The sequence below is a fragment of the Pseudomonas sp. TAA207 genome (assembly GCF_001529285.1).
Lineage (GTDB): Bacteria > Pseudomonadota > Gammaproteobacteria > Pseudomonadales > Pseudomonadaceae > Aquipseudomonas > Aquipseudomonas weihenstephanensis.
Map to the genome: position 1 here is coordinate 253,067 of NZ_LLWJ01000072.1, position 20,538 is coordinate 273,604.

The 20,538-nt window shown below is 52.4% G+C and carries 11 protein-coding genes and 1 pseudogene; 4 read left to right on the forward strand and 8 right to left on the reverse strand.

What is annotated here, in order from left to right; genetic code table 11:
* Position 1: 1 nt before the first annotated feature.
* From AP059_RS20930 to AP059_RS20955, 6 genes and pseudogenes are all read right to left on the reverse strand, one after another.
* Positions 2–1,990 (reverse strand): vWA domain-containing protein, encoded by a 1,989-nt coding sequence (locus tag AP059_RS20930; protein WP_059765960.1) that lies wholly within the window; start codon positions 1,988–1,990, stop codon positions 2–4.
* The gene (locus AP059_RS20935) at positions 1,987–3,042 is read right to left on the reverse strand and encodes a hypothetical protein (protein ID WP_059765962.1); all 1,056 of its coding nucleotides are present in this window, start codon (positions 3,040–3,042) and stop codon (positions 1,987–1,989) included. Before AP059_RS20935 ends, AP059_RS20930 begins: the two co-directional genes overlap by 4 nt.
* Positions 3,043–3,045: 3 nt before the next feature.
* Positions 3,046–5,760: a virulence factor SrfC family protein gene (locus AP059_RS20940; protein WP_059765964.1), complete on the reverse strand. Its 2,715-nt coding sequence runs from the start codon at positions 5,758–5,760 to the stop codon at positions 3,046–3,048.
* Positions 5,757–8,828, reverse strand: a complete 3,072-nt coding sequence (locus AP059_RS20945) for a virulence factor SrfB (RefSeq protein ID WP_059765966.1) — start codon at positions 8,826–8,828, stop codon at positions 5,757–5,759. The genes AP059_RS20940 and AP059_RS20945 overlap by 4 nt, the downstream gene beginning before the upstream one ends.
* Positions 8,829–8,846: 18 nt before the next feature.
* Positions 8,847–10,256 carry an SrfA family protein gene (locus tag AP059_RS20950; RefSeq protein ID WP_059765968.1) on the reverse strand — a complete coding sequence of 470 codons (1,410 nt, stop codon included), beginning with the start codon at positions 10,254–10,256 and terminating at the stop codon, positions 8,847–8,849.
* 852 nt (positions 10,257–11,108) lie between these two features.
* Positions 11,109–11,963, reverse strand: a pseudogene (locus AP059_RS20955) (YifB family Mg chelatase-like AAA ATPase); the annotation flags it as partial.
* 44 nt (positions 11,964–12,007) lie between these two features.
* On the opposite strand from AP059_RS20955, the gene AP059_RS20960 reads away from it, so the two are divergent.
* The 4 genes from AP059_RS20960 (at position 12,008) to AP059_RS20975 (ending at position 16,482) form a co-directional block, all read left to right on the forward strand.
* On the forward strand, positions 12,008–13,768 hold the full coding sequence (locus AP059_RS20960) for a recombinase family protein (RefSeq protein ID WP_059765970.1): 1,761 nt from the start codon (positions 12,008–12,010) through the stop codon (positions 13,766–13,768).
* A gap of 216 nt (positions 13,769–13,984) precedes the next feature.
* Positions 13,985–14,371 (forward strand): plasmid mobilization protein, encoded by a 387-nt coding sequence (locus tag AP059_RS20965; RefSeq protein WP_059765973.1) that lies wholly within the window; start codon positions 13,985–13,987, stop codon positions 14,369–14,371.
* A complete protein-coding gene (locus tag AP059_RS20970; RefSeq protein ID WP_059765976.1) occupies positions 14,368–15,366 on the forward strand; it encodes a relaxase/mobilization nuclease domain-containing protein in 999 nt (332 codons plus the stop codon). The genes AP059_RS20965 and AP059_RS20970 overlap by 4 nt, the downstream gene beginning before the upstream one ends.
* Positions 15,367–15,567: 201 nt before the next feature.
* Entirely contained in the window at positions 15,568–16,482 is a 915-nt protein-coding gene (locus tag AP059_RS20975; RefSeq protein WP_059765978.1) for a replication initiation protein, read from the forward strand.
* A 139-nt stretch (positions 16,483–16,621) separates the two neighbouring features.
* Here the strand turns inward: AP059_RS20975 and AP059_RS20980 are convergent, their stop codons facing one another.
* Both AP059_RS20980 and AP059_RS20985 read right to left on the reverse strand, forming a co-directional pair.
* Positions 16,622–18,052, reverse strand: a complete 1,431-nt coding sequence (locus AP059_RS20980; RefSeq protein ID WP_059765980.1) for a hypothetical protein — start codon at positions 18,050–18,052, stop codon at positions 16,622–16,624.
* 143 nt (positions 18,053–18,195) lie between these two features.
* The gene (locus tag AP059_RS20985; protein ID WP_059765983.1) at positions 18,196–20,523 is read right to left on the reverse strand and encodes an AAA family ATPase; all 2,328 of its coding nucleotides are present in this window, start codon (positions 20,521–20,523) and stop codon (positions 18,196–18,198) included.
* Positions 20,524–20,538: the final 15 nt, after the last annotated feature.

Here is a 20,538-nt window from a genome sequence, read left to right on the forward strand (position 1 = left end):
GTTACGGCATCATTTCCAGCGGCACCGGGTACACGTTGTCCCGTGCATCGCTGTCTTTGGCCAAGGCCACCCAACGGTCCACGTCCGCGTTGTAACGCTGGTAGTGGCGCAGTTTGGTGCTCAGGTTACGAATGAAGCGCTCTTGGGCCAGACCGTCCCAGCTCTTCCAGGTTTCTTCGTCCAGATTGAGCACTTCGCTCTGATAGGGCAGGTCTTCGAGGTATTCGCCGAGCACGCCCATGTCAGCCAGTTTGGCGTTGCCGTTTTGCTTGAGCTGATTAGGATCGGCGCCCATCGTCGCGGCCACCGAACGCAAGCGATCAAACATCTCGGTGGGAGAGATCAGACCCTCGTTGGCGGCGTCCAGAATCTGTTTCATCACGTCGCTCAAGTCGCTGAGCTGGGCCTTGGTCAGCAGCACCCGCACATCGGTGGTGGGGATGTTTTGCTTGATCAAGTCACGGTCGGTGATCCACGCCTCAAACACCGGCGGCGCCTGGCTGTTGGTTTTTTCACCCAGATACGCCAACTGCATGGCGTGGCCGATCAGCGCTGCGTCAGCGAGCATTTTCTGTTCAGCCGGGTCTTTTTTGGCGACCACGTCCTGCTTGGCATTCAGCGCGCTGCCGATGGCGTCGTCGCCCATGTAAGCGGCTTTCACCTGCGCGGTGATAGCGCCTGCCAGCGCATCGACTTTCTGCCCGAACGCTTGCACATCACCGGCATTGACCGGGTAGTACAGCGAGGTGTTGGTGCCGGGGTAAGTCGACAGGTTCTGGTACTGCGCCTCGGCTTTGCCGTGGTCTTTGATACCGGCCGGGGTTTTGAGGTGCAGGGTGTAAATCGCCACGCCAGGGTTGGCCGCTTCGAGCCGCACCTGGTCGGCGCTCAGGCCGGTGCTGCTGAGTTTGTCGTCTCCCTCAAGGGCGCCCGCGTCGGTGATCAGTACCACGTAACGGGCACCGAACTGCGACCAGTCCACCTTCTCGATGCTGTGCATCACGCCCGCATACGAGTCTTCGTCGAAGCTTTTGCTGGAGACTTTGGCTTGTTTGAGGTCAGCCACTTTGGCCAAAAAGTCGTCACTGCCCGTGACCTTGTTCGGGTCTGCGTACATTTTGGTCACGTACTCAAGCCCCGGCACCGCCTGGGTGTTGGAGCGAAACGCGACCAGACCGAACTTGACCTGATTGCCCAGGTTCTCGCTTTCGATTTGCTTGTAGACCTTGCGAATCGCTTCGCGGGTGCGGTCGATGTACGGGTCCATCGAGATGGTGGAGTCGATGACGAACACCACCGCCGCGCTGAATTCCTTCAACTGACTGGTTTTCACCGCGCCGGCATCGGGCGCATTGGCTGCGCCGGCCTGCACCGGCTTATCTTCGGCTTTACTCACCGAGGCCACGTTGAGCAGGCGGGTGCGAAAGCCTTCTTCGGTCATGACTTCTTCGCCGCTGAGCACCGGCAGCAGGTAGAACTGCTTGTGCAGGTCGACGAAGTATTCCGGCTCTTGCGCCAACACACCCGGCGCCAGCGTGCCTTGCTTGAGCTTGGCGCGCAGCGGGGCGACCTGGCTCACCGGGTCCGGGGCATCAAGGATGCCTTCGAGGGTGGCGCGGTCTTTGAAGAACATCAGCCGGTCGCGGTTGGCCGGGTTGGTGAAGGCCAGTGTGAGCTGCATCTTCCAGTCGGTGGTGCAACTGGCCGGTAGCCAGCCGATGGTTTTGCCGTAGCTGTCGGGGCCGACTTTGAGCCATTGCGCATTCGCTGCCTGCGCCCGCTCGTACACGTAAAAGCGGCTGAAGGTGGGCTGCGCGGCGCCGGGTTCGCCACCGGCGCTGCTGCTGAGTGTGCAACCGGGCGTGGTCAGGACGCGTTGAAACAGGGTTTTCTTGCCTTCCTGAATCAGCGGCTTATCGTCGGCGTGGACCAGCGAGCTGCCAATGCACAAGGCGAGCACCGCGCTGGCGGCCAGAGCAAAACGGCTCATGGTTTCAATTCCTCAAAACGGGCCTTGGCTTCGGCATTCTCAGGCTCTTGGGTGAGGATGGTTTCGTACCAATACGCGGCGGTGGCTTTGTCCGGCTCAGCGAAACAGGTGCTGGCCTGATGGAATTTCGGGTCGTATTCGTGGGCATACGCAGCGGCGATTTGCAGGTCGCCCGCTTGCGCACGGTTGGCGTACAAACGCTGGGCCACGCCACAGTGGTTGTTGGCTTTGGCCACGTTGATGATTTCCAGCAGTTCGGCGCTGCCAGGTGCTTTTTTGATGCATGCCTGCACGAAGGCCAGCTCAGGCAGGGTAGTCATGCTGTCCAGGGTGCAGGCCTGGTTATCGGCAGGCGGCTCGGGCTTGGGTTCTGGCATCTGTGTTGTGTCGCCCGCCGGAGCATCCACTGCCGGCGTTTTGTTCAGCCAAAACCAGGCACCCACGGCGATCGCCGCCAGCACCAGCACGGCGATGATCAATGCAATCAGCCAGCCTTTCTTTTTGGCAGCCGCGGGCTCAGGGGGTGGCGCTGGCACAGGTTCAGGCGCCACGGGTTCCACGACCGGTTCAGGGACTGGCTCAGGTTCAGGTTCTGGCTCGGGTTCTGGTGCAACCACTGCCGGTGGCGACACCGGCGTTTTCAACTGACCGGTGTCTTCGTGCGCAACCTGTTTTTCATCACTGGCCGCGACGGACGATTGCAGGTTGGGCGCAGGGCTCAACATGCCGACTTCGGTATGCCCCTCGCCGCCTTGCTCGCGCAAGACAATACGAAACGTGGCCATGCCGCCCACGTCGAGCAACGGGTCGACCAACTGCGGGCCGACCACGGTTTCCAGCTCGTCGCCGTTGGCGGCGGCGCTGAAATGCGCGACCTTGAACCAGTACTGGCTGTTGCTCCAGTGCTGGTCGCCTTGCAGGAAGTAGCCGTCCTGATTGCGCTGGATAGAGAACTCCAGACGCTCGTGGCCACCGGTCCAGTTCTTGACGATCAGGCATCCCTGACCGGCAATGTGGGGTTGCAGGGTGACCAGCTCGACGAAAATTGACATGTCTTATCTCGCTTCAAACGCGCTGAGCACGTGGCCCAGGCGTTCATTTTGTTCAGGGGTAATTTCGCTGCCGGTGCCGTGGCTGGCGTTGTCCATGGTGATGTACGCCACACTGGACAACCAATCGCCGAGGAACTGCTGCGCCTGATTGATCGGCTGCGCCGGCAGTTGCGGCAAGGCATCGCGGGCGACGTCGCCGTAGAACGAAAACAGCGCTTCACGGTTGCCTGTATGGCTTTTTGGCCGCGTCTCGACCGGCGCGGCGGTGTAGCCGAACCACGCCACAAAGTCGCTGAGCACGCGCTGCACTTCGAGCACCTGGCGTTCAACCATTTGGTCGCGGCGCGAGCCGCTTTGCGCGCGCTTGAGCACGACGCTGATCAACTGGTCTTGCAGGCCAAGGCGATCGCCACTGACGATCAACTCTTGAATCAGCGCCTCAATCGACGCTTTATCCAGCTCCAGCGCGCGCATCAGGCCGTCGCGCTCAGGCACTGCCCGCAGGTAGGTCACCCAGTTGCGAAACACCGCACGGGCAAACTTGTGCTCATTGCTTTGCAGCGCCGGGGCCGCAGTGGTGGCTTGTACCGGCGCGCTGGGCGCCGCATCGAAGTCCAGCGACAAGTCGCCAAAGTCATCGCCAAAATCGAATTCGTTGCTGGAGGCATAAACGATGGACTGCTGGGTGCCGTCCTGCGCGGTGTCACCGGGCGCGGCGTCGGTGTCTTCTTCGTACACGCCGTTGAGGTACAGCTCGCGAATCTCCTCGCTGGGCAGTTGCAACGCATTGATCAACTCGCCCAACGCCGAACCCCGGCGCTTGAGCTGGCCCAGAATCATCTGCGCCTGCGCACGTTTGATCGCCACCATGTCGGCGCCATCTGCCACGTACAGGCTGCTCAAGGTGTTTTTGGCTTTGCCGTTCAAGACTTTATCGAGCTGTTCGCGGATGCGCTTGAGCTTGAAGTCCACGCTGGCCAGCGCCGTGAAGCTCTCGCTGAAACGGGTGATACCGCCATCGTCCAGAGTGAGCATGGCATCCCATGCCTGCTGCGCATCCTTGATGTGTTTCTTGACCGTGGGCCGCTCGACAAAGGTGCTGGCCATCATCTCCAGCGTGTCGTGGCTGTCGTCGGTGAAGTGAGTTTCGCTGCCCTCGGTGCGCCCGATAAAGGCCGTCTGATGACGCGGCTTGCGCACCAGATACGTGTTGTTGAACGGCTGCGAAGCTTGCCAGTTCGACATCCACGGGTAGTCCTTGAAGCGCTCCAGCATGGTGCGCGTCATCATGCCGTCCCACTCTTCCTCCAGCGCCAGTCGGGACTGCTTGTTCAGCGACTGGGAGATGCACAGGTCGAACATGGTCAGGGTCCAGATCAGGCCCGTGGCACGGCCACCGCGCTCTTGCGGAGTGTCGCCCTGCGTGGCGTTGATCCAGCGCGTCAGCACCGGGCCGACATCGTTGACGTCGCTCTGCTTGGTGCTGTTGGTGCAGATCACCAACGCGTTCATTTCCTGATCTTCGACATAACGCTCGAACAGGTACGCCACCTTGCCGCGACGGATCAACTGGGAGATGGAGTTGGTCTGACCGCTTTCTTTGGCGATGGACGTCACGTTCAACCGCCCGCGATAACCGGGGAAGTCCAGCAGGTCCATTTGTTCAACGATCTGGGCAGCGGGCACTTCGATCAGGCGGAAGGTCATTTCGGCCGTCAGCGCCGCCAATTGCACCAGTGAAATGCTGCTGGCGTTGTGCAATTTGCCGTCGATCCACGGGCGCACCGACACGGGCACGTCAATGGCCGAGCCATAACGCTCCAGAATGTCGACGTTCATGATGCTGTTGCGGCGGTCGTATTCGGTGCCGACCCGCTCGGCCAGCACCGACAGCGGCGCAAACACGGTGTCGGGCATGCCCAAGCGATTGAGCGAGGCACCCAGCTGTTGGTAAACCTGGGTCAGGCCGTCTTGCTTGCCCCACAGGATCGAGAACACTTCGCCGCGCTCTTGTGCCGTCAGGCGCGGCGCCAGTTCGATCACTTTGGGCCAATAGTGGTGAGTCAGAATCTTCAGTGATTTTTCAAAACTCTGGTTCAGGTAATCCATCAGCGAGACGACGTCTTCGGCGCTGAAACCCGACTGAACCGGGCCTGACTCACGGCCTTCAAAAGGCTGCAACACCTGGCGCACCATCGCCTCGTCGATCTCGAAGGCGATTTTTTCCTGATCGAAGTCCTTGAACCAGGTATTGCCAAAGATCTTGGCCAGCTCGACCTCACGGAACAACTTGAGCTCAACCGGGTAAGCGGAGTCTTCACTGGGCTTGGCTAAACGGCTGAAACGCGTCACCAGACCCGTGGCTTCGGTACCGCCGCCACTGGGGTTGATGTCTTGAATGAAGTCCAGGCGCTCTTCACCGAACTTAGTTTCGAGTGCGCCATTGGCACCGGCTGCCAGCGCCGAAATCAGGTACGACTTGCCCGCTTGCGACAGGCCGAAGAAACCGGTGGTCATCGGTGTGCCTGCCACGCGCCCCAGGTTGCGGGCCAGGTTGCGCGCCTGATACAAACCCAGCTTCAAGTCGTAGGCATCGCGCTCCAGCTTGGGCGCGGTGACGCGGGTTTTGTCGACCCACTCAAGGGCCTGACCGGCACCGTCGTAGACAGCGTTCCAGCCGTGGGTGAGGGCGATTTGTTCTGGGGTCTGGTTGCTCATTTGCGTTTTACGCTCCCGCTGTCCAGCCAATATTTGTTGCCGCTCAAGCCCTCGACCAAGGTGGTGTTGAGTTGCAGCGAGAGGTCTTTTTTGATGAAGGTTTTGTCCGTGTTGGACTCCACCTGATCGATCACCAGCAGGTCGCTCAGTTGCCCTTGGCGCTTCATCTTCTCGGTGGCTTCGAGGACCTTGAAGTACACGTTGACCACGGGCATTTCGTTGTTCTCAGACTTGGCTTCGGTAAAGCGCTGACGCCCCTGCGGGGTGAAGTTCAAGGTGTACAACGGTGTGGCAGACCAACGCTCGGCGGCCAACTGGCGAAAGCCCAGGCGCATGTCACCGCGCATTTGCAGCGCCGGTGGGCGGGCGTCCAGCCCTTCGCCGATTTCAGGCAGCACGATGCGGCCGTTGTCCGAGGTCAGGTCGCGGTACAGCACGTCCGAGTCGATGATGATGTTGGCCTGGTCGATCTTGCCGATGTGCTTGATGGTCGAGTACGGCTTGAGCGCCGAGGTGCGGAAATAGAAGTTCGGCACGCTGTGGTTGGCGCACAGCAGGCACAGCATGGCGCCCACCGAAGCGGTGCTTTTCGGGTCGTCGATCAAGCCGTTTTTATGGAACGGGTACCAGTTGCCGGTGCGGTAGTTTTGCAACGCCAGAATGCGCCCTGGCGGCAGCGGCAGCATTTTGCGGATAAACGCCTGAATACCCGGCAAACGCGAAGGGCGCCCGGTCAGCAGCAGCATGTCGCACGGGTAATGGGCGATGACTTCGCACAGCCCGGACAAGATTTTGGTGATGTTGATGCGCCCACTGGTGAACGCCACATGCAGGGCTTGCAGGTCGAATGTGATGGCGGTTTTGAGCAGGTCGAAATCGGTCTGCATCCCCAGCTCACGGCGCACGGCGCTGTTCACATAGTCCAGCACGTTGCTGCTCACGGTCTCGTTGCCCAACAACTCCAGGTACGTGTGGTCGGTGGCGGCCCCGGCGAACTCGGGGTTGAACAGCTCGTAGCGGCGTAACAGCTCCAGCGCCAGCGGGGTGAACACTTGCAGGTTCAGTTGCTGGCGCAGCACCTGGTCTTGCGCGCTGCCCGACTCGGCGCCGCACAAACGCGACATCAATGAGGCAGGCACGTTAACCCCGGCGTGCAGCAAGGCACTGTCGAAGCTGGGCAGGATGAAGTCTTGAATCACATCCAGCAGGATGTCATCGCCCGCCACCTTGAAGCCGTCACGGAAGCGCTGCTCCGGCACGATGTGCACGTTGCTGCCGCTGGTGGCATTGCCAGCACGGTCGAGTCGGTAGTCGGTGATCACCAGGTCTGTGGTGCCGCCACCAATGTCGATGGTGGCCAGCGTGATGCGTTCACGGTCGGTCTTGCCGGGGCGCGAAATGGCATCGAAGAACTCTTCCGGGTGACCGGCAAAGTTTTCGTTCACTTCGGTGTAGAGGTACACCAACTGCCCGCACGATGCCTCGTCCCACTCCACGCGCACGTTGGGCAGCGGGGTGGTGGCCGGGGCCGAGTCCTGATCGAACGGGTCTTTTTTGTCGACCTGCCAGCCCAGCGCTTTCCACACCAGGCCAATGGCGTGGCGCATGCGTTTTTCGAGGATGCTGCGTTCGGCTTGCGGCATGCCTGGCGGCACGGTCAGGGTGATGCTGTTCAGGCGGCGCGGCACACGGGTATGGCCTTGGCGCGAACGCTGCGCGGGGCTGTTGATTTGCATCAGCGCATGCGTCAGCACTTCGGCGAGCATGAAGGTCATCAGTGAGCTGCGCGAATAGCGCGGGACGAATACCGGCAGCTCCATCCACTCAAAACTGTGCAGCGCATCGCCGGTTTCGTTGATTAACAGCGAAAAGGGCGGGGCGGTGGCAAACGGCTCTTTATCGGTTTTGACGTAGGCGTGACTGAAACGCCAGCCGTGGTCGTAGGGGTTTTCGTCCCACAGATAGCGCTTGGGGCTGGACAGCCCGGTGGAGCCTTCGGTCCCGCGACGGCGGCTGGCCAGACGGCCTGCTTCGCGACCCACGCGCGCCATCGTCGGCCATTGGAAGGCATCGGCGCGACCACTTTTGGTCGAGCTTTCGTCCTTGCCGAAGGCGGCCTGGGCGAACTCGACGCGGCTTTCGAAAGCATCGTTGTACACGTGCTCGGGGGTCATCAAGTCCCGCAGCTCAAGCACGTAATTGTCTTTAAGCCCGGAGCCGGACTGGCCGTGGTTCTCGATCAAGATCCCGCAGGTGCGCGAGTTGCCCACATCGAGCACCAAATCGACCGGAATCGGCGGCGTGACGCCACTGCCGTGGCTGGCCACGATTTTCATTTCCGGCAGTTTGACTTGCGGCGCCGGGGTGGTGCTGTCCCGCGTGGTGCACGGCTCCATAAACAGGCTGAGCAGGTTCAAGTAGTGGGCTTCGGGGTGGCCCTCCTTGATGTCCTTGTCCAGCTCCTCGCGCGGGGTTTTGGGATGGCCCTCCTTGAAGACCTCCAGCAGCCACTCCTTGACCCAGATCTGGTCCAGAAACCAGCGCGCCTGTTGCGGTTTGCAGGCCAGTTTGAATGACACGCCGGAGCTGGCATCGGAGTCCATCGGCCCCAGGTAGAGGCAGCCCTTGTTCTCTTTTTCCGTGCGCGTGCGGGTGTCGAACGCAACGGTCAGGCGATGGGTGTTGCCATCGATGTCCGGCTCGGCCAGCCGTACCAGGCGCATCCGCGACCAGTTGATCGGACCTTGGTCAAAGCTGAACGGGGGACGATGACGGAACACCGGCAGTGGCAGCCAAAGCCCGTCAAACAGCTTGAGGCTGGCCTCCATGCCGATGTTGAGCGTGCTGCGTGCTTCAACGGTTTTGCCTGGCTCACTTTCGTAAAAGTAGCTAGTCATGCCATTGCGCTCGCCTTCTTCAAGGCGGCACAGCAAGCCGTTGGTCAGCGGCGCAAAGTCGCCCGCAGGCAACTTGCGCGGGTCCAGACGCAGGGCGAAATCCATGAACTGGATGCCGGTGTCACCCACAAGGATGACGGTGTCTTCAAATTGGGTAACTTGAGGCAGCATGTCAGAGTCTTCCAGTCATTATTCGCCCGTCTGGCGCATGGAGATGGGGAATTTTTTGTCTTCATAAACGCCGGTGCAGTCAGCAATGCTCTGCGCACCCTGACGGCAATCGACTTGTGGCATGTCGTAACTGCTGCCATCGCTGCACGCCGCCTGGCCCTGGCTGGTGATCGCCAGGCTGCCACTCTGCATGGCGGCGGACACCGGGCCGGTGCAGTTGATGCCATTGGCCTTGCGCACAATCACCTCGCCTTTGCCATCCTTGAATTGATACTCAAGGCGCAGTGACTTGCCGGTGTTTTTGTCTTGAATACCCGCACCCGCGCGGTAGTGCCCGTTCAGGAAGTCCGCCTGGCCGTCGGGGCTGTCCGCCGGAATGGTCAGAGGCTCGCCCGGTACCTGCGGCGTTGGCCCTGGCGCGGGCTGCGGCTCTTGCGGGATCTGTGGCGGTTCAGGCGGGGTTGGGGCGGGTTGTTCGCCCGCGTCCGGCGCAGGTGACTCATCGGGCACCGGTGGCTGCGCGCTATCAGGCTCGGGTTGTGGCTCAGTCGCAGGCGTCTGATCCGGCTGTGCGTCAGGTGGCAGGGGTGCGCCTGTGCCGGTAGTCGGCACTTGCGTGGTCGACGTGCCTTGGCCATTGCCGGGCACCGTCGTCGAGCCGTCGGTGTTGGGCAATTGCCAATCGGCATCGGGGTAAGGCTCGGTCACATCCGGCTTGGGGTCAACGTTGGGCCAGGTCGGCAGCGTCAAGCCCAACTGTGGCCCACAACCGCGCAAGCCGAACAACAGCAACAGCAGCAGTAAAAGCAGCAGCAACAGCCACCACCAACGGCGCCACCAAGGGCGCGCAACCACCGGCAACGGTGCAGGCACAGGCGCAGGCGGCACCGGCTCGGCAATTGGCGCGATGACTGGCGCGGGGGTCACGGGCGCGGGTTGTGGGCGCAGGCAATGCAGCGGATCTGCGTTGTGATCGGCGCCCGGGCGGCGAAAGCCCCAGAACGTCAGGACCGGTTTGCCGTTGACCAGGTAAACGTAGTTTTCATCCGGAAAGGGCAGCACGTGTGCCAGCAATTTGCCGAAGACGGTGCGGTCGACCGACGGCTTACCGTTAGGGTTGGGGGCCAGGTAAGTGGCGCTCAACTGGTTGAGATAGGTCTGGAGTTTTTCCAGCTCAGCGAGCGCGTTGGCCCGCTCTTGCGGGGTGGCACTGCACCAGGGGATCACATCGCCTGGCAGCTCGCTGTACCAGTCAATGTTATTGCCCTGCTCATCACTTTGCGCAATGGCCAGATGCTGGGCCATCTCAGGATTATTGCGCGCAATGGCTTCACGCAATTGCAGTGCGGCCCGGTAAACCGGTTGTCCGGTTTCGCCAAGGGCTGTGAAATCACCGCTTTTGCCACTGCGTAGAAGTGCGCCGCGCATCCGTGCTCCGTTTTTTAAGTTCGCGCGGTTAAACCCGGACTTATGCCCGAACCGCTTCCCTGATGAGCGTGCGACAGTAATGGCTAATAGACATCGGCGTCAATTAGCCATTGGCTGATGGGTGTCATTTTTGTGGCGCGACAGGTACGTGCTGCGTGGCAGGACAGTGCCGAATGAACCTGAAGAATTCAGAAACCCCTACAAACTGCCGCGATACGTGCTCATAGACTGCGATCTCCATTCAAGAGCGAGGAGAAGGTGACTTTTTACGCAGCGAATGGGGTAACGGTGGTGGGTGGGGTTCGTAGGGTGTCGCCACCCCCCTCGCCGGACTGTTTATCAGCCATGGTTTAAACAATGTCTTTGAGGGCGGATCAAATATGTAAAACGGCCCTGTGGCACCGATGACTAAGGGCCTATACGCGACATATACGCGTCTATTTTTAGGGACCCTGCAAAAGGCGACCTCCTGTATGCCGCTACGGACAAGGGTTTATCTGCCTATGGCCTGCTCAGGCTTGTTCGCAAACCGGACACCGTGGCGTTATTCAGGCGTGACCCGCGCAACCGGGGCATCTATAGCCACCCACCGCTCAGACACACCCCGAGCACGACAACATAGATCGCTTTCAACATAAGGACTTCAATGATTAAAACTCAGGGATACACCCCCACAACCATCCCGGAATAGAACAGTGAACAGCTGCCGCCCGCCACTGTGTCTACTGCGCTAACGCCTTCCTACACCCCATCCGATAAAGCTGATCTGTTACGACGCGCACCCTTTGTCGCGCCGTATAAATCCGCTACTTACCAGCACATACCCAACGCACGTCACCGCAGACCAGTCCTTCAGCCACTCGATGGCCGATACTGCAATGCCTCCGCCAAGTGCTGCCGTGCGATGTCTCCATCACCTTCCAGGTCCGCCAGGGTGCGCGCCACTTTCAGTAAGCGGTGTGCCGCACGTAACGACAACGTCATCCGTTCACAGGCGTTTTCCAGCCAGGTGTTGTCGACCGCGCTCAATTGGCAATGGCTGCGTACACCGGGCAAATCGAGAAAGGCATTGGCGCAGCCCTGACGCTGCAATTGACGCTCACGCGCCAAGGCGACCCGTACCGCCGCCGTGGCGGTGTTGTCACCGGTTTGCGCCAGAGGGTTGAGCAAGGTGGTTTCTCGTGCCACGGTCAGGTGCAGGTCAATGCGATCGAGCAAGGGGCCGGAGAGTTTGTTGCGATAGCGCTGGATTTGCTCCGGCGTGCAACGGCAGCGACCGCTAGGTTCGCCCAGGTAGCCACAGGGACACGGGTTCATGGCCGCCACCAGTTGAAAACGGGCCGGGAAGCGCATGCGATCCCGCGCGCGGGCTATCACGATAAAACCCGACTCCATCGGCTCTCTTAACACTTCGAGTACTTTGCGATCGAATTCGGGCAGTTCATCAAGGAACAGCACCCCGTGGTGAGCCAGCGTGATCTCTCCGGGCTGCGGTTTGGACCCGCCCCCCACCAGCGCAGGCCCGGAAGCGGAATGGTGGGGTTGGCGAAACGGGCGCTGCGGCCAACGCCTCAAAGGCATATGGCTGGCCACCGACTGTATGGCCGCCACCTCCAGTGCTTCGTGTTCAACCAGCGGCGGGAGTAAGCCAGGCAGGCGACTGGCCAATAACGTTTTGCCGGTGCCAGGCGGGCCTGTGAACAGGATTTCAGCTAGCATTGGACCTACTCAAATTTGCAGGTTCAAGACCTATGACGAAGATTTGGCCCTACATCAGATTCAGCAGTGATGAGCAAAAGCACGGTGATAGCCGCCGGAGGCAGCGTGAGCTTGTGGAGAGCTTTGCTCGTCGTCCTGAGATCGTTGCCGAAGGCTCTGTCATTGACGACAGCCTTGACCTGAATGACTTAGGAGTCTCGGGGTATCGGGGTAAGAATTTGCTCACAGGACGCTTCAAGGCCTTTTTGGACGCGGTGGAAGCGGGGGTTGTGAAGCCCGGTGATTATCTCGCTGTGGAGGCCCTGAATCGGATTACGCGATTAGATCCAATGGAAAGTCTTCCTATCATCCTTAGCTTGATACAGGAGAAAGGCATAAGAATTGCCATAACTTCTGGAAGTCAGATTTATAAGAAAGGCGACGATATAAGTTCTCTTTATATAGCGGTTGGAGAATTGCAACGTGGATTTAAGGAGTCACAGGAAAAAGGGGTAAGGGTCAAGGAAGCTTGGAATAGCAAAAAGAAGAGAGCAGCAGATCATGGGGAAATAGCTACATCGAGAGTGCCTCTATGGTTAGCAGTAGATGTGACTAAGTTGGAGAGCGGTACAACCAAGAGGACCATTCGGGAAATAGACGAACGAGTTGCCGTGGTTAGGGAGATATTCCGCCTTTCAGATATCAATATTGGAGCTGTCGCCACAGCCCGAATTTTAACAGATAGAGGCGTTCCTACGTTCACGCGGGAAAATGCGAGAAAAAACAGCAATTACGGTGACTTTTGGCAAGTGACGTATATTAGGAAGATTCTTGCAAATAGAGCTGTCTTAGGACATTACCAGCCTATGCAGTGGTTGGAGGTAGATGGTAAAAGATCAAGAGTGAATCATGGCGCTGAAATAAAATATTATTTCCCTCAGATAATCAGCTCAGAACTTTTTGATCGAGTTCAACTTAAGAAAGACTCGCGAAAAAATGAAGGTCAGGGAAATAAGGGGCTAAAATTTAGTAATCTTTTTACCAAAATGGCATTTTGCTCTGAGTGCGGAGCTGTTGCACACCATGTGAACAAAGGCAAAGATCCTAAAAAAGGCGGGCGATATCTAGTATGCTACAGGGCTAAATATGGCTCTTGTGCATATAAGTCGTGGCGATATGAAAAAGTCGAATCGATGATTCTAAGCTATCTTGCAGAGGCAGATATTAAAAGCATAATGCGCGACGATAATAAGGTAGATGTGCTGATTAACGAAAGATATAAGATCGAGAGCGAGCTTGTAGCAGTACGCGAGATGCTTGAAAATTTCAGAAAAGACTTCAAAGCTCTAAACGGACGGATATCTAATATAGAAAGAGAGCTGGCAATAGAAAACGAAGCCAGACTTATTGAGTTCAAGTCCAAACTACAAAGTTTGGATGCGGAGATTCTAGACGCAATCGAACAACAAAAAGCGGACATAAAACAAGAAGTGAAATCGCTTCAAGAAATGGAAAGTGTCGCCGACGAGAATACAGTTTTTGAAATTCGCTCGAAAATTAATGCACGTCTAAAGTTAGTGGTTGATAGGATAGTGCTAAATTTTGCATTGCAGGTTGCGGAGGTTAGGTTTAAAAATGGTGTAGTACGCTATATCCACGAGGGCGGCGTCTTTGGAAATATAATGCCCCCGCCGACTCCTGAGCAGAGTCTGGAAGATCTCAGGCAAATTGAAGAATGGTCTAAGTTGAGTCACGATGAAAAGAAATCAACATGGGCAGATTCCGCATTTCCTATTGTGCCTCTCAAGATATAATTTAGGTGTCGTTACCAATTTAGGCTATCCATCACTCTTGATGACTTTAAAAGCTATGGTAAAGTTATATAGTGAGCATCAAAGGCAGGCGAGCAATGGTAATGGGTAGCCAAATTCTTCGAATTTCTCTACGCGAAAAAGTCCTTCGGACATTTTTCTCCATTACCCACTCGGTTTGTTGCACAAACAAAAACAAAAACAACCAGAAGAGGGCTTATGAATGACAGAGCAAGAAGCAAGCAGATTAGTATAAGAGTTAATGAGGTAGAACATGCTTTAATAAAAAACACAGCAGCAATTAGCGGTTTGGATTTGAATTGCTTCATCTTGCATCTTATCACCTCTAAAGTAACTAAGGTTATAGAAGTGAGAAATGAAAGATTTGTAGATGTGTGCGAAAGACACTACGAGGCTCTAAAGAAGCAAGCTAATAACCTCAACCAAATAGCAAAAGTCGTTAACTCGACAAAGATGTTAACAGATGAGCAGTTTTCAACTCTTGCCTCCATTGGGCGAAACATTGAAAAGCTCATACACATTCTTGAAGCGCACACTCAAAAATCTGAGCTAGTAGATAATCAACATCCAATTAAAAAATCATGATCATCAAGAAGTTGTCAGTCGCCAAAACTGGCCCGGAGGTTAAGCGAACTTTATTATATATTTTAAAAAAAAGCGCGCTTTCAGATACCTCTAAAAAAATCACTCAAGGAAGTGAGCCGTTTGCTGCATTCTTAGCCGATAAAATCGAAGCTCGGCGCGTTTCTCGCCAAAAAAATTTGGCTGCTCACTTCACGGTATCTTTCCACCCCAGCGATAAGGTGGACGAACTTAAGGCATTAGAGATCGCTAAGTCATTATTCGAAAGTCAGATGGGCTTAAACAGGAACTATACATTTGCTGTTCATACCGACACGTCAAATATTCATGTCCATGCTGTATTGGAACTAAGAGATAATACCAAAAAGGTTTATAGCAAGCTCAACGATTTTAGAGAGCTGGAGGCTTTAGCTGCCAAGGCGGAGATTAAGCATAATCTTTATCGTGTCGAGCGGAAGGTATGCTCTAGCCATGAAGTTGAAAAGCCAAACCCGAACCCGCTCAATAGTGTTAGAAGGCTGGAGCAGCGGACAGGAAAAGATTCGAATAAGCGTAAGTTAATGTTACAGCTTAAACCTGAAAACTTTAATAGCTCAGATGATTTTTTAGCTGCACTAATACTAAACGACTTCAAAATTAGAGTTAAATCGCATAATGAAAAGTACATTGGATATACGTTAGAAAAGGAAAGTCAGGTATTCAAGGCTTCAGAGCTGGGTGTCTCATCCGCGCAGCTATCAAGAAGATACGGAGAAGATATTAAAAGCGTTATGGCTAAAGTTGTCGCCTACTCACAAGTGGTGATTTCAGCAGTCGAGAAAATAGTGCAGTCATATTCCAAACCAAGAAAGGATAATTTTGTCGATTCGTATGGGGTTGAGTATGAGCCCTCTAATAGCATAGAACTTCACAGAGGTAATGACCAGAAAGAAGAGAAGATAGATAGTGTTGGTAAAACAAAAGCAAGGCGGGTGAAAAAGTATTCGCACTATCACTAGGCAATTATAGATTGTGATGGGATGCTGTTTGACTTATTTTAACTGCATGGTACAAATAATAAGAGCCGAAATAATCGGCTCTTAAAAATAAACAAAGCACTCTCCCCAGACTGCTCTATTCATATGTTATCGCAACTTGGTTATATGTCAATAGTCTTCATGAGTTATTTGTTTATAAGCAAATGAACTTATGAGGATTTTATGTTATGTATAGACAAAGCGTTTGAAAAATATATTGATCGCCTTCCGCCCAAACCCTACCATGTTAATGATTTTCATTGCCCGAAAATGATTTCGAAGAAGGCATCAGCATTACGATCTGTTTACCTTCAGCCAAACTCCCTAACGCACCAGTATTTTATGCTATTCGACGTGGATAGACCAACTGCTGTGTTTGATTGGTCCGACAGAGGCCTACCCTCACCACACCTAGTTGTAAAGAATCCCAATAATGGACATGTACATCTGACCTATATTTTGACCAAAAGTATAAAGTCTGACTTTTCTGGTAGCTACAAGGCTCAAAAATATTGCTCTGACATCGAACTTGGACTATCGCTCAAGTTGGGTGCTGATGCTGCATACAATCGAGTGCTGACTAAGACCCCAGCTCATGCTAAATGGCAGACATACAGCTTTGAGTCAGAGACCTATGATCTAGACTATCTATGTGAGTTCATATGTAAGGAAAAAATTGCTGCTCTTAAGGCTGAGTTAAAGGCCACGAAGAGTTCGCATGGTGTTCGTAGAAACTGTGATTTATTCGAAGAATTAAGACAGTTCGCGTACTCCGAACGATGCAAGCACGTATGTTATGAGGCTTTTTACAGCAGGCTTGAAAGCTATGCAGGAGCTTTCAATGGTTCGATGTATCCACACAAACCGATTAGCTTTTTAGAACTTCGTGGAATCGTAAAGAGTGTTGCTCGCTGGACGTGGAAAAGGTTTAGTTTAGAAGTGCTTAATGAGTTGAAAACTAAAAGGGCCCGAGAATCTGGCCTTAAAGGAGGACGACCGAAAACAACCACATCAGAAGGCAAGCCTTGGGAGATGGAAGGGGTAAGTAGGGCGACTTGGTATCGTAAAAAAGACCTTTCAAATATTATAGTGGCGTGAGACAAAAGCTATATCAGGATAATAGCCAATAAGAAAAAATCATTAGAGTTAAGTTAAACCTACAATTTTGTTTTTCTTGTTGGTCCTTTTACATGCAGAGGTAAAAAACCACCTCCACATGTAAAACGACCTCGACTCATCATGTGTTAGCTGCCATAATCTCTTCAATAGCGCTTCTCATTGTTTCATATTGCATTTTGATCGTGCTTAGAGGCTTGATAAAATCGAATAATATTCTATCTGCTAGACCTTTGCCGATAAACCCTTTGGCTTCACCGAGTTTATAACCTAGAGCTAATCCATTCAGAGACAAGAATTGATAATATCCCTCCAGTGCTCGTTTGCTCTCCTCTTTGGTTTCCAAGTATAGGAAATCAGGATACAGCTCGTTACTTTTTTCTATTAGTTTTTGAATATTAAGACACATTACAACTATCGTTTTGTCTGAAGCTATCTCGTTTAGGAACTTGGTTGATAAGTCCAGTATAGGCAATGGCCTACAGTGTGGGTTTTTTATAAAGTCTAGTATGTTGTAGATCTTGCTGGTGCAATTGTTGGCCCTCATCCAACTGTTGAAGTGAGTTATTGCCAACTTTCGATCTGTGTATATCCCTACATGCAAGCATTCGTCTATAGTACCTATCACGCCTTTGCGGTTATCGTTCAGCTTTTTGTATAGTTCCGACATTGTTTTCGCATAACTCTCTGGCGCCGACTCTATCTCTGAGATAGTGACTGTGGCACCAGTATTATGATCTTTGCCCTTGCCGGTGTTTATAACGCCTATTATTGTATCCGCTCGGTCTAGCTGCCGTTTTGAGCGTTCAAAATGCTTTTTATCTTTGTCTGATAGGTCGCTAGTGTACAGCTCTGAAAATTTTTCGCACTTGGACTTTACTGCAAATTGAGCTGCCTTACTCATCTCAAAGTTTTTGTCACCACTTTTTAGCTCGATAAATTGGGTGCCCTTTATAGGGTTGACTGTGATTATGTCGCAAGTGTGGATAAATGTTGTGGCATCAGTTACAAGGGCCATCGTCAGGGGATCTTCATTCACTGAGTCTGCGTATTCTAATCCCTCTTTTAAAGTCGCAATTGACATGTTGTCAGTTGCCCCTTTGTTCGAAAGTCGTCGAATAGTTGAGTGTTCACAGTTAAGCATTGACCAAGCAATTGCATCGATGAATCTACGTAACAAAAAATTTTGTAGCCCTATTGACTCTATATGGTCAATAATCTCATCTTTTAAAGCTTTATTCTTGGACTGGTGTGCGCTCTTCTTTTCAATTTCCAAGCGTTTTATTTCTTCAATGCCTTCTATAAGCTTTTCTATTATGAGCCGTTGCGCACTCTTCCAACCCTCGTGGACGAAGCCAACAAATTTTAGGTATTCATCCGGCCCTTTTGTGAGATCGGGATTTAGCTTATTAATTCCATGCTCACGAATGAGGGAAATCAAATCACTGACAAGCAATTTAAATTGCTCATCAAAATTTATGCTCAGGGATCCAAATGGTTTCAACCATTGCTTGGCCTCTGCCTGTGACAGGGGGTTCTCGTCCATTGACATGTACAGCCCCTCGGGGATCAAAACCTTAATGTGAATTCACAAATCTCACCGCGCAAGCTCTTTTTTTGGCGAGAGATCCAAGGCTTCCGTAATTGAAGCAAATTAAACCAGCCCGTCACTAAAAAAATGACAGGCTGATCTCGTCAAACCGCAACAGGTTTAGGTGGGGCGACAACCTCCACCATTTCGTTGTAGTGAACTAAATCAATTTCTTCAATCCATTTAAATATGTCTTCAATTACGCTATGGCTTTCCCCCGCCAAGTTTTCAGCCGACTCCTCGTTGATTTCTATTACATCGCTGTGAGAGTACTTATTAATAAAGCGATAGATTTTTTCTTTTGTTTCAGCCGTGGTTACTGTGCAGTTCTTTAACCCGCTTTCCAATAGGGCGTTGACGTCTGAACGCCCTTTAGGGAATTTGAAAGTGAAAAACGACTCTACTAATTTTCTGGATAGGTTCGCTGTTAAAAAAGCTTCGTCTCTATCAAGAGTCTTGCGCTCTTTATACAAATATAATTTCGAAAAAATGTAATGGTACTCTGAGTTGTAGTCTGTCAAAGAAGAGTCAGCATTCATTAGTAGGGACTCTCTTGGCAGCGCTGCTGTAGTGTCGATTCTGAAAAAGAATGCTACTGGCGGCTTGGGCGGTGTTTTTTTATTTCTATTTTTATTAGTCCCGTTGAACCAGTCTCGAACCAGTTTGTAGTAGGTGAAGTTGTGAGTGAGCACAAAAAGCTGCTTAGCATCGATACATCTGGTTTTTAGAAATGAGTATGCGTGGAATAAATGATTTGAGTCAAAGCTTGATACCGGATCATCCACTACGATAATCGTATCTTGTATTCGATTGTTGTTTTCTTCCAGCTTAGTTATGAAGTATATAAATGCGATCGCAGTTTTTTCACCCTCGCTGAGATTGCCGTCATGTGTGCCCACATTGTTTCTTATTATCTCGTAACCTTTTCGAGCACTGTTGAACTTTAAGCACAGTTCGCTACGGCCTATGAATTTATGCAGAGAGTCATTGAATTTGTCCGCACCTATTGTTTCGTTTGATAGAGATGCCTCGATAGTCTTTATTTCTTGTTTGGCTTTTTTTATTGTCTCATCTAAAGCGTTAAGTCCCGCTGTCTTGGTTTCAATAGTTTTTGCTTTACTTCCGAAACCGAATGCTTTGATTTCACTTGCTGCGTAGTGAAGCTCTAACGCTTCCTTGCTTTTTTTTGTTTCTTTTTCAAAGTTGTCGGTTTTATTGTCATGTTGTTCGGTGATGTTTTGGACTTCAGCTAGAGTGCTGTTGAATGCATCAATTGAAGTCGCATCTATCTCTTCAATTTTGATTTCGACGTCAAAAGGATTCTCTATTTTTTTATCTAAAGCGATTTGCCACTTTTTGATTTGCTCATTGATTTCGTTCACCGCCGCTGAATTGCGTTGAGTCGCCGCATTTAGAGCTTTGGAAAACTCTTTATATAGTGTCGCTGGGGATGGCAGCATAGGTTGAGTGATACTTTGGTTAATAAGCCACTCGTGAGCGTTGGCTAACCTAGATTGGAAGTTTTTAAATTCTTCACTGAAGTGGCTTTCTATTTCCTTAGCTCTTTGTTCCGATACTTGGTTTCCACAAAACTCACAGCAGCTTGAATTGTGCCGGTGATGTATCTCTATACCATCCTGCACCCATTTCTGAATATCGCTGTTCTGACTTAACCTTTCCAAGGTTTTGCTAACAGCTGTAGTTTTTAGCAAGTCTCTGAGCCTAGTGGAAGCTTGTTTGTAATACTCGTTGTCAAGAGCGGTTTTGACGAATCGTATAGCCGGAAGCTGTGCCGATTTAGCTGAGTTGGTAAGCTCAACTATCTTGTCTTTTTGTAATATAGAAGTCGGGTCGTCAATTTTTTCTTTATTTCGACCTAAGAAACCCTCTAGTTTTCGTTTGTCATAATTTAAGTAGTAGCTATCACTTGTATCAATTGACTGCAATCCAGTCTTAACATGCCTTGCACTATCCGTCATGAATTTGGCTTGGTCAGTGACAAGTCGGCCGAGCGACGTATTTTCAATAGTGTATTTTGCGTCTTCTTCTTTTACTTTCTTCTTAAGCTCTTCAAGTTTTTTAATGTCGTCTATCTTTTCTTTAGCCACTAGCAGTATGCTTTTAACAGAGCTGTTCCAATCTATGTTGTCTTGCACAAATTTCTGATTGAAAACTTGAATGTTAAGGTTGCTGGCAGCTAGATTTTTTTCTGTTACTGTCGACCCAGCATCTGTCGTAATAGTGAACTCTGAGCCTGTGAAGCTCGGATTAGTAGTCCGCTTTTCAAGGGAGGAGAAAAGACCTGAAAGTGTTGATTTTCCTGTGCCATTCCAACCATATACAAGATTGTATCGCCCAAAGTTCTGGGTCGCCTTGTTATTATAGTTTTTGAATATTCCGAAGTTCTTGAGTTTTTGAATGTTACTTATCATTGCTGCGCTCCGTGC